General features: G+C 61.8%; 9 protein-coding genes. 4 read left to right on the forward strand and 5 right to left on the reverse strand.

Annotated features, from left to right (window positions below; translation table 11 throughout):
* Window positions 1-7: 7 nt before the first annotated feature.
* Window positions 8-649, forward strand: coding sequence for a 3-oxoacid CoA-transferase subunit B (locus B0W55_RS11685; RefSeq protein WP_077046149.1), 642 nt, complete (start codon window positions 8-10; stop codon window positions 647-649).
* A gap of 29 nt (window positions 650-678) precedes the next feature.
* Here the strand turns inward: B0W55_RS11685 and B0W55_RS11690 are convergent, their stop codons facing one another.
* Window positions 679-1,641, reverse strand: a complete 963-nt coding sequence (locus B0W55_RS11690; protein ID WP_077046150.1) for a LysR family transcriptional regulator — start codon at window positions 1,639-1,641, stop codon at window positions 679-681.
* 118 nt (window positions 1,642-1,759) lie between these two features.
* Between B0W55_RS11690 and B0W55_RS11695 the strand changes: the two genes are divergently transcribed.
* On the forward strand, window positions 1,760-1,987 hold the full coding sequence (locus tag B0W55_RS11695; protein ID WP_077046151.1) for a DUF2790 domain-containing protein: 228 nt from the start codon (window positions 1,760-1,762) through the stop codon (window positions 1,985-1,987).
* A 10-nt stretch (window positions 1,988-1,997) separates the two neighbouring features.
* On the opposite strand, the gene B0W55_RS11700 is transcribed toward B0W55_RS11695, so the two are convergent.
* The 4 genes from B0W55_RS11700 to B0W55_RS11715 all read right to left on the reverse strand — a co-directional run bounded on the left by B0W55_RS11700 (window position 1,998) and on the right by B0W55_RS11715 (window position 7,350).
* Window positions 1,998-3,266, reverse strand: a complete 1,269-nt coding sequence (locus tag B0W55_RS11700; protein ID WP_077046152.1) for an OprD family porin — start codon at window positions 3,264-3,266, stop codon at window positions 1,998-2,000.
* A 50-nt stretch (window positions 3,267-3,316) separates the two neighbouring features.
* Window positions 3,317-4,528 carry a benzoate/H(+) symporter BenE family transporter gene (locus tag B0W55_RS11705; RefSeq protein WP_077046153.1) on the reverse strand — a complete coding sequence of 404 codons (1,212 nt, stop codon included), beginning with the start codon at window positions 4,526-4,528 and terminating at the stop codon, window positions 3,317-3,319.
* 19 nt (window positions 4,529-4,547) lie between these two features.
* Complete coding sequence (locus tag B0W55_RS11710) at window positions 4,548-5,891, reverse strand: MFS transporter (protein ID WP_077046154.1); 1,344 nt, start codon at window positions 5,889-5,891, stop codon at window positions 4,548-4,550.
* 274 nt (window positions 5,892-6,165) lie between these two features.
* Window positions 6,166-7,350: a XylR family transcriptional regulator gene (locus tag B0W55_RS11715; protein ID WP_077046155.1), complete on the reverse strand. Its 1,185-nt coding sequence runs from the start codon at window positions 7,348-7,350 to the stop codon at window positions 6,166-6,168.
* Window positions 7,351-7,527: 177 nt separating this feature from the next.
* Between B0W55_RS11715 and xylA the strand changes: the two genes are divergently transcribed.
* Window positions 7,528-8,844 (forward strand): xylose isomerase, encoded by a 1,317-nt coding sequence (xylA, locus tag B0W55_RS11720; protein ID WP_077046156.1) that lies wholly within the window; start codon window positions 7,528-7,530, stop codon window positions 8,842-8,844.
* 148 nt (window positions 8,845-8,992) lie between these two features.
* A complete protein-coding gene (gene xylF / locus B0W55_RS11725; RefSeq protein WP_077046157.1) occupies window positions 8,993-9,994 on the forward strand; it encodes a D-xylose ABC transporter substrate-binding protein in 1,002 nt (333 codons plus the stop codon).
* Window positions 9,995-10,062 lie beyond the last annotated feature (68 nt).

The raw sequence follows: 10,062 nt of genomic DNA on the forward strand, positions 1-10,062 counted from the left end.
GCCCGCCATGACCGTCATGAAAAAACTCTCGCGCAGCGAAATGGCCCAACGCGTGGCCGACGATATTCTCGAAGGCTCCTACGTGAACCTGGGCATTGGCGTGCCCACGCTGGTGGCCAACTACCTGGGTGACAAGGAAGTGTTCCTGCACAGTGAAAACGGCGTGTTGGGCATGGGCCCGAGCCCTGCGCCGGGTGAGGAAGACGATGACCTGATCAACGCGGGCAAACAGCATGTGACGCTGCTGTCCGGCGGTGCCTATTTTCATCACGCCGACTCGTTCTCGATGATGCGCGGTGGTCACATCGATATCGCCGTGCTGGGCGCCTTCCAGGTGTCGGTCAAAGGCGATCTTGCCAACTGGCACACCGGCGCCGAAGGTTCCATTCCGGCAGTGGGCGGCGCGATGGACCTGGCCACAGGCGCACGTCAGGTGTTCGTCATGATGGATCACCTGACCAAGACCGGCGAAAGCAAACTGGTGCCGCAATGCACCTACCCGCTGACCGGCATTGGCTGCGTGACCCGCATTTATACGGACCTGGCCATTCTGGACGTCACTGCGCAAGGCTTGAAGGTTCGGGAAATTGTTGCCGATATCAGCTTCGAGGACTTGCAAACGCTCAGTGGCGTGCCGTTGATCCGATAACGGACTGGGCAGCCTCCTGCCGGACGGCCTCAAGCCAGTCCGGCAACGAGTGCCTCTGCACTCCCCCAGTACCGGACATCATTCGCCGTCGCCTCGTGCCCGGAAAAAAGCCCGGGCAACTCTGCCTTGAGAAAGTCCACCCAGGTCTTCACCTTGGCGTCCAGAAAACGCTTGGAAGGATAGAGTGCATAGACGTTGCGCTCCCTGAGCCGGTATTCCCCCAGCACGCGCACCAGCGTGCCCTCGCGCAGCGACCGGGATGCGGTGTAGAACGGCAGCAGGCTGATGCCCATCCCCGCCTCCGACGCATTGACCATTGCCTCGGGCACGTTGCTCTGGAAGGTCTTGCCAGGCACCACGCCATGCTCACCCTCTTCGTTACGAAAAACCCACTCATCGCCGTACAACGGGTCGAGCATGCGCAGGCAGCGGTGTTCATTCAGTTGTTCGGGGTGCGTAGGCAGGCCCCGACGCGCAATGTACGCAGGCGAGGCGCAAGGCATGCTGAAAATGCGCCCTACGGTATGGGCAACGAACTGTGAATCGGCCAGTTCCTGGGCAATGGAGATGACCACGTCGTGCCCGTCTTCGAGAGGGTCGGGGTTGCGTTGCGACAGGGTCAACTCAACCACCACGTCCGGGTAAAGCTCGCAGTAACGGGCGATCAGCGGTGTCATCAGCACACCCAGTCCGGTCAAACAATGCAGGCGCAAACGGCCACTGGGCTCCAGGTGAGCGCCGCGCGCTTCAGCGGTGGCTTCGGCCATGTCATCGAGTATTTGCCGCGCCCGCAACAGGAAGCGTTCCCCGGCTTCGGTGAGGCTCAATCGGCGGGTGGTGCGCTGCAGCAGGCGGGCCTGCACGTGCTGCTCGAGGTCAGCCACCAGCCGGGATACTTGCGCCGTGGAAAAGTCCAGCGCCTGGGCCGCGGTGGTAAAGCTGCCCGCATCGGCGACACGCACGAATACCCGCAGGCTGTTAAGCAAGTCCATGAAGCCTCCCGTGGCTACAACTGTTGCATCTGATGTAACGCTGCATCATGTCCAGCCCTCTTTATCCCTGCCTGCAAAAGAATAAAATTCACTCATCAAAACACCACGGAGAAAAAGCATGAAGGCCTTGTTGAGCGTCCTGCTGGCCCTGACCACCACCGCGGTCATGGCCGGCGAAAACAGCCCGGCCACGACAACGCCAACCCTGGATATCGCGACCGTCATTTCGGTCACCGACACCTCGACAGCCTGCGACGTCGTTCCGGCGACCATGGTGTACATCGACCATCAGGGTGAAACTCGCCAGGTGACTTACCAAGTGATGGGCAATTGCTCGGGGGTTTGATGGACCTCCCTCACAACAACGTCCAGGTGTAGCTCAGGATCAGTCGGTTCTCGTCGATATCGCTGCGGTAATTGGAGCGCGCCATGGCATTGCGCACCCGCACGCCAAGCCCGGCGAAGGTGCCGCTCTGCACCACATAACCCAGGTCCAGGTCGCGTTCGCGGTCCCTGCCTTCAAAACCCTTGCCGGTGTCGACGTTGTTGCCGGTGATGTAGCGCACAGTGGTGGTCAGGCCCGGCACACCGAGGGCGGCGAAATCGTAGTCGTAGCGCGCCTGCCAGGAGCGTTCGTCGGTGGAGGCGAATTCATAGGTCGGCACTTCGTTGCCCAGCGGCGAGATGTTGGCAAACACTCTAGGAAACGCGCTCTCGCCGTACATGCCCTGGTAGCCGACGTAGAAGGTATGGCCGCCGTACTTGGCCGACAACAGGGAGAAAAACGCCTGGTTGTCGATGTTGCCCAACAGCTTCTTGCCCTCCTCCCGGGCGTCGAAATAACCGAGATTGGCGCCCAGGGTCCACCGGCCGAATGGCTGGCTGTGCTTGAGGCCCAGGAAGCCCTGCTGGTAGATGTCCTCCAGTTGCCCGTACCAGGCACTGACGCTGGTGCGTTTGTCGTTGAAGGCGTAGTCGCCGCCCCCGTAGTTGTAGGCATCACTGCTGACCTGACGCTGAGGCACGTAGCCGAGCATGGCTTGGATCTTCTCGTCGCCGCCCTCGTTGCGCAGGTGCGTGGAGCTCAGATGCCCACCTTGCATCGTCAGGCCATCGATCTCGCCGGAACTGATGCTCGCCCCCTGGTAGCTGGGTGGCAGCAGGCGGATATCACTGAAGAACAGCACCGGCAAGTTCGGTTGCAACTCGCCGATGCGCAGTTCGGTTTTCGAGTAACGCAGCTTCAATGTGCCTTCCAGGCGGCTGTATTCATCGGCCGCGCGGCCGTCACCCTGCACCGGCAACAGGCCGGTGTTGACCCGGTCCGGGCTGCTGTCGAGCTTGAGCCCGAGCAGGCCCGAGACATCGAAACCTACACCGATCGCCCCCTGGGTGTAACCGGACTTGGCGTTGAGGATGAAGCCCTGGGCCCACTCCTCTGCCTTTGACTGCCGGTTGGCACCGACAATGTCCGAGTAATCCCGACTGAAGTAATAATTGCGTGCCTGCAAGGTGACCTTGGCATCCTCGATGAAACCGCCCTCGGCGGCCATCAGTTGGCTGGAGCACCCCAGGGTGACAGCCGTGGACAAAAGCGTTCGTGTTGCATGATGGGTTGACTTCATCGGTGTGCTCTTATTGTTGTTATTGGTAGGTAAGGCGTGGTGAAAACAGCTCAGCGCGTCATCTCCCGGGCGCTGTTGGGTGAGGTCGCAAGGGGGCGCCGTCGCCCACTCAGCATCAGGTGCGCGGTCATGCCGAAAATCAGCCCCCAGAACGCGGCGGACAGGCCGAACAGCGACATGCCCGAGGCGGTCGTCAGGAACGTCACCAGCGCCGCTTCACGGTCATTGGGCACGGCCATGGCATTGGCCAATGCGCCTGCGATTGCCGCGAACAACGCCAACCCCGCAAGCGCCGCGATCAGTTCTTTTGGGAAGGCTGCGAACAACGACACCAGGGTCGCGCCAAAAATGCCCAGCACCAGGTAACAGAGGCCGCCCACCACACCGGCGACGTAGCGTTTGCCCGGGTCTTCATGGGCCTCGCGCCCCGTGCAGAGGGCGGCGGTGATCGCCGCCAGGTTGAGGCCGTGGCAGCCAAACGGCGCCAACAGCGCCGTGCCCAGTGCGCTGCAGGCAATGATCGGGCTGGCCGGCGTGGCGTAACCCGAGGCCCGCAACACCGCCATCCCCGGCACGAACTGCCCGGTCAGCGCCACCATCACCAGTGGCAAGGCCACGTTCAAGGTGGCACCCAGGCTGAACTGCGGGGTAACCCAGACCGGCGTCGCCAGGCCGATCACCAGGGCTTCGCTGTGCAATTGGCCAGTGAACATGGCGATGGCGCAGCCCACCACCAGTACCGCCATCACCGCGTAACGCGGCAACAGCCGTTTGCACACCAGGTAGGTGGCAAACATGGCCAGTACCAACCCGGGCTTGCCCTGCAACGACACGAACAGCCCGGTGCCGAAACGCAACAGAATCCCCGCCAGCATGGCCGCAGCGATGGCGGCGGGCAGCTTGCTGATCACGCGGTCGAAAGCCCCCGAGATACCCACCAGGAAGATGATCAGACTGCTCAGCAGATAGGCGCCGACGGCCTCGTTCATCGAAATGTCCGGCAGCAACGCCACCAGCAGCGCCGAGCCGGGTGCCGACCAGGCAATGATGATCGGCACCCGGTAACGCAGGCTCAGGCCAATGCCCAGCAGCGCACTGCCGATGGAGATCGCCCAGACCCAGGACGACAGCAGTTCGCGAGACAGATGCGCCGCGTCCGCCGCCTGGAAAATAATCACCAGCGGTCCCGCATAGGAGATGATCGTGGCAACGAACCCTGCTACCGCAGCCGACAGCGAAAAGTCACGCATCAAGGCTTTCATCGAACCGCTCCTTGCAGACTCAGGCCTTGGCTGCCGACAGTGGTTCGCCAACGCTGGAGGCGTTGCGCTCGCTGCTGATGGCGTACAGGGTCATGGCGAGAGCGGCCACCGCACCCGGCAGGGCGAACGCCATGAAATTCAGTTGTAGCGGCAGACTGATGCCCAGCAACGCGCCGCCCAACAGCGGGCCGACAATCGCACCGTTACGGCCGATCCCCGACGCCCAGCCCAGCCCCGTGGAACGAATGGCCATGGAATAGAACTGTGCTGCACAGGCATACAACAGGATCTGCGAACCGATGGTGGTGGCGCCGGCAATGGCGATCAGCAGGTACAACACGGGGGTCGGACTGTTGAAGCCAAGCAAGGTGATCGACACCGCGGCGATGGCGAAGAACACCGCCAGCACCCGCGGCAGGTTGAGCCTGTCGCCCAATACGCCCCCGCCCACCGCACCGAACATCGCGCCGACGTTCAGCACCAGCAGGAACGACAGGCTCGAGCCCAGGCTGTAACCGGCGTTGGCCATGAGTTTGGGCAACCAGGAACTCAAGGCGTAGACCATCAACAGGCAGCAGAAAAACGCCAGCCACAGCATCAGCGTGCGCAAGGCGCGGCCTTCGCGAAACAGCTGCAGCACAGGGGCGCCCACACCCTTCACCTCGGTCATGTGCAGGATGTCGCCGGCGTGTGGGACGTAGCGTGCGTCGACCCGCTGCAGTACCTTGCGCGCCTCTTCATTACGGCCCTGGCGCAGCATGAAACCCACCGATTCGGGCAGGAACCACATGATCAACGGCAGCAGCAATAACGGCAGCCCCGCCACATAGAACACCGACTGCCAACCGAAGCTGGGAATCAGAACGATCCCCAGGCCCGCCGAGAGCATGCCACCCACCGAATAACCGCTGAACATGATGGCGACCAGGGTGCTGCGGATTTTCTTCGGCGCGTATTCATTCATCAGCGCCACCACGTTGGGCATGACCCCGCCGATGCCAAGGCCGGCCATGAAGCGGCAGATACCGAAGGTCGTGGGGTCCGTGGCAAAGCCGTTGAGCACGGTGAAACCGCTGAAGAGCATCACGCAGACCGTGATGGTTTTCTTGCGCCCGATCCTGTCCGACAGCGGGCCGAAAAACAGCGCCCCGAACATCATGCCAAACAGCGCATAACTGCCCAGCGCTCCGGCCTCCAGCGGGCTCAGCCCCCATTCCTTCATCAGCGTCGGCAAGACCACGCCGTAGATCACCAGGTCGTAGCCATCGAAGATGATGATCAGGGCGCACCAGAACAACACCATCCAGTGAAAGCGGTTGAAGCGCGCGTTGTCGATCACCTCGTGTACATCGATTTTTCCCATGACATTGGTCTCTTGTTGTTATTTTCATTGTTCGTTCGGGGGTTCAGCGTGCGGCTGCGAGCGGTGCAGGCAAGGGCCCGCCAAGGGCGGCCGGATTGTTACGCGCCGTGCACAGGACTGTTACGCAGGATGCAAAACGAGGGTATGGCGATCGCGAGGCAGGCAATATCCGCCTGGCGCAGATCGCTATCCGTTTTGTGCAAGAAGGGATGAGGTGAGTCGAGCGGATGAATTCAGGTTGATCGTCAACGTACCGATCAAGGGGTTCCAGCATTCACTGCGCCATTTCAACACCCTGCTGATACTCCCGCGGCGTACAGCCAAACTCGCGCCGGAACACCGTGTGCAGGTACTGCGCCGATTTGAAACCACAACTGCGCGCAATGTCGGCAATCGCCGCGTCGGTGTTCTCCAGCCCGTGGGTGGCGGCGGCCAGTTTGAAACGCAGGATCTCGTCGTGGACGCTGCAGCCGCGCACGGTGCGAAAGTGCGACTCCAGCGATGAGCGCGACACGCCCACGTAAGCCGCCACTTGCGCGGTCTTGATGCCCTGGCAGGCGTATTGGCGGATGAACAGCAGCGCCTGCATGACGTAGGGATTGCCCAGGGGCTGGTGCAAGCTCGAGACCTGCACGTTGATCGCCTCCGGGGGTATCAGGATTTGCGTGCCGGCGGCGGGCATGCCGTGGAGCATCTGGTGCAGCAGGTGCGCGGCGGTGCGGCCCATGGTTTCGGTGCCCTGAATCACCGAGCTCAGGGGGACCCGAGTCAGGCTGCGGGTCAGCGGGTCGTTGTCGATGCCGATCAGGGCCACTTGCTCCGGCACGGCGATCCCGGCGGTCAGGCAGGCTTGCAGCAACTGCCGGGCGCGGGCGTCACTGACGGCGATGATGCCGATGGGTTTGGGCAGGCTTTGCAGCCAGGCGATCTGCTGCTCCACGGCGCTGTCCCACAGCGGCGCGCTGGTCCCCATGCCACGATAGACCTCGGCGTGCAGGCCATCGCGCTGCATCAGCCGTCGAAAGGATTTTTCACGCTCCTGGGCCCAACGATTGGCCTGCGCTTGCGGCAGGCTGAAGCAGGCGAAACGCGTCAGCCCCGCCTCGATCAAATGTTTGTAGGCCAGGGTGATCAAGGCGTCGTTGTCGGTGGCCACGTAGGGGATGCCTTTCGGATAGGCGCGCTCATCCTGGTATGACCCACCGACTGCGACCACCGGCATATCGATGCCGGCCAGTGCTTCGCCGATCAGTGGATCGTCGAAGTCGGCAATGATCCCGTCGCCCTGCCAACGCTCGATGCCTTTCAACCGGCAGAGAAAATCCTCTTCCAGAAACAGGTCCCAGGAGGCACGGGTGCTGCTCAGGTAGTTGCCGATGCCGCTGATGATGCCGCGGTCATAGATCTTGCTGCCGTTGAACAGCAGGGCAATGCGGTGTACGGGGGGTATGGTTTTCATTGTTTTTATTGCGATCCCAAGCCTGCCGTTACGGCGGCGTTGGTCACAGACTAGGCCCGCGCCCGATGAATCTCAATACTCAAAATCGCACCCTGTGTTGGTGAGTTTCGTAATCAGCAGGCACCAGGCCGTTGCTAGTATCGGGGCACCGCCAAGAACAACAAGGACATTGCCCAAATGCCGTACTTCCCCGATGTCGACAAGATTCGCTATGAAGGCCCTGACAGCGATTCTCCCCTCGCCTTCCGTCATTACGACGCCGACAAGCTGATCCTCGGCAAACCCATGCGCGAGCACCTGCGCATGGCGGCCTGTTACTGGCACACCTTCGTCTGGCCGGGCTCCGACGTCTTCGGTGCCGGGACCTTCAAGCGCCCGTGGCAGCGCACCGGTGACCCCATGGAACTGGCCATCGGCAAGGCAGAAGCCGCCTTCGAGTTCTTCTCCAAACTGGGCATCGACTATTACTGCTTCCATGACACCGACGTCGCCCCGGAAGGCCAGTCGCTTCGGGAGTACCGCAATCACTTCGCGCAAATGGTCGACCACCTGGAACGGCATCAGGAAGACACCGGGATCAAGCTGCTGTGGGGCACCGCCAACTGCTTCAGCAACCCGCGTTTTGCCGCTGGCGCCGCCAGCAATCCCGATCCAGAGGTGTTCGCGGTCGCCGCCGCCCAGGTGTTCAGCGCGATGAACGCCACCCAGCGCCTCAAGGGTGCCAACTACGTGCTGTGGGGCGGTCGTGAAGGCTACGAAACCCTGCTCAACACCGACCTCAAACGCGAGCGCGAGCAACTGGGCCGTTTCATGCGCATGGTGGTCGAGCACAAGCACAAGATCGGTTTCAAGGGCGACCTGCTGATCGAACCCAAGCCCCAGGAGCCCACCAAGCACCAATACGATTACGACAGCGCCACGGTGTTCGGCTTTCTGCAGCAGTACGGCCTGGAACGGGAAATCAAGGTCAACATCGAAGCCAACCACGCGACCCTCGCCGGCCATAGCTTCCATCACGAGATCGCCACGGCCGTGTCCCTGGGGATCTTTGGCAGCATCGATGCCAACCGCGGCGACCCGCAAAACGGCTGGGACACCGACCAGTTCCCCAACAGCGTCGAAGAGATGACCCTGGCCACCTACGAAATCCTCAAGGCCGGCGGCTTCACCAACGGCGGCTTCAACTTCGACTCCAAGGTGCGCCGCCAGAGCCTCGACGAAAGCGATCTGTTCCACGGCCACGTCGGTGCCATGGACGTGCTGGCCCAATCCCTGGAACGAGCAGCGGCCATGGTGCAGAACGACCGCCTGCAGCAACTCAAGGATCAACGCTACGCCGGTTGGCAGCAGCCGTTGGGCCAGGCAGTGCTGGCCGGTGAGTTCAGCCTCGAGTCACTGGCCGAACATGCCTTCGCCAGCGAGCTGAACCCGCAGGCCGTCAGCGGCCGGCAGGAGATGCTGGAGAATTTGGTCAACCGGTTTATCTATCGCTGACCGCGATGGACGCTGTGGGCGCAGCGAGGCTGTGACATTTGCGCGACAAATCTGTGCCCACGGCGCCTGCCGAATCTCTACAGTTCTTCCAGCCCGATGCTCATCGTCAGGCAGTGTCTTTCAAACAACAATAAAAGGACGCACCACCATGAAGAAGATGAAACTCACGTTGTTGGCCGGCGCTTTGGCGCTGTTGTCGCTGCCGGTGATGGCCGATTCGGCCCATCCGAAAATCGGTTTCTCCATTGACGACCTGCGCCTGGAACGCTGGTCCCGTGACCGCGATTACTTCGTCGCCGCAGCGGAAAAAATGGACGCCAAGGTCTTCGTCCAGTCGGCCGATGCCAGCGAGCAAAAGCAGATTTCGCAGATCGAAAACCTCATTTCCCGTGGCGTCGATGTGATCGTCATCGTGCCGTTCAACGCCACCGTCCTGACCAACGCCGTCGCCGAAGCGAAGAAGGCCGGGATCAAGGTGGTGTCCTATGACCGGCTGATCCTCAATGCCGATATCGACGCCTACATTTCCTTCGATAACGAGAAAGTCGGCGAGATGCAGGCCAACGGCGTGCTGCACGCCGCGCCCAAGGGCAATTACTTCCTGCTCGGCGGCGCGCCCACCGACAACAATGCCAAGGTGCTGCGTGAAGGCCAGATGAAAGTGCTGCAGCCGGCCATCGACAAGGGCGATATCAAGATCGTCGGCCAGCAGTGGGTCAAGGAATGGAACCCCACCGAAGCGCTGAGCATTGTCGAGAACGCCCTGACCCGCAACGACAACAAAATCGACGGCATCGTCGCCTCCAACGACGCCACCGCCGGCGGCGCCATCCAGGCACTGGCCGCCCAGCAACTGGCCGGCAAGGTGCCCATCTCCGGCCAGGACGCCGACCTGGCAGCGGTCAAGCGGGTGATCGATGGCACCCAGACCATGACCGTCTACAAGCCCCTGAAACTCATCGCCACCGAAGCCGCAAAACTCTCGGTGCAACTGGCACGCAACGAGAAACCCGCCTACAGCTCGCAGTCGGACAACGGCAGCAAAAAAGTCGAAACCATCCTGCTCACGCCCACAGCGCTGACCAAGGACAACATCGACCTGCTGGAACAGGACGGGTTCTACACCAAGGCGCAGATAGCCGGGAAGTGATCAGCGTCCCGCTTGCTCAAGAGTGAAAACTGCACCTGTGGCGAGGGAGCTTGCTCCCGTTGGGCTGC

The sequence above is a fragment of the Pseudomonas sp. KK4 genome (assembly GCF_001984065.1).
Classification (GTDB): domain Bacteria; phylum Pseudomonadota; class Gammaproteobacteria; order Pseudomonadales; family Pseudomonadaceae; genus Aquipseudomonas.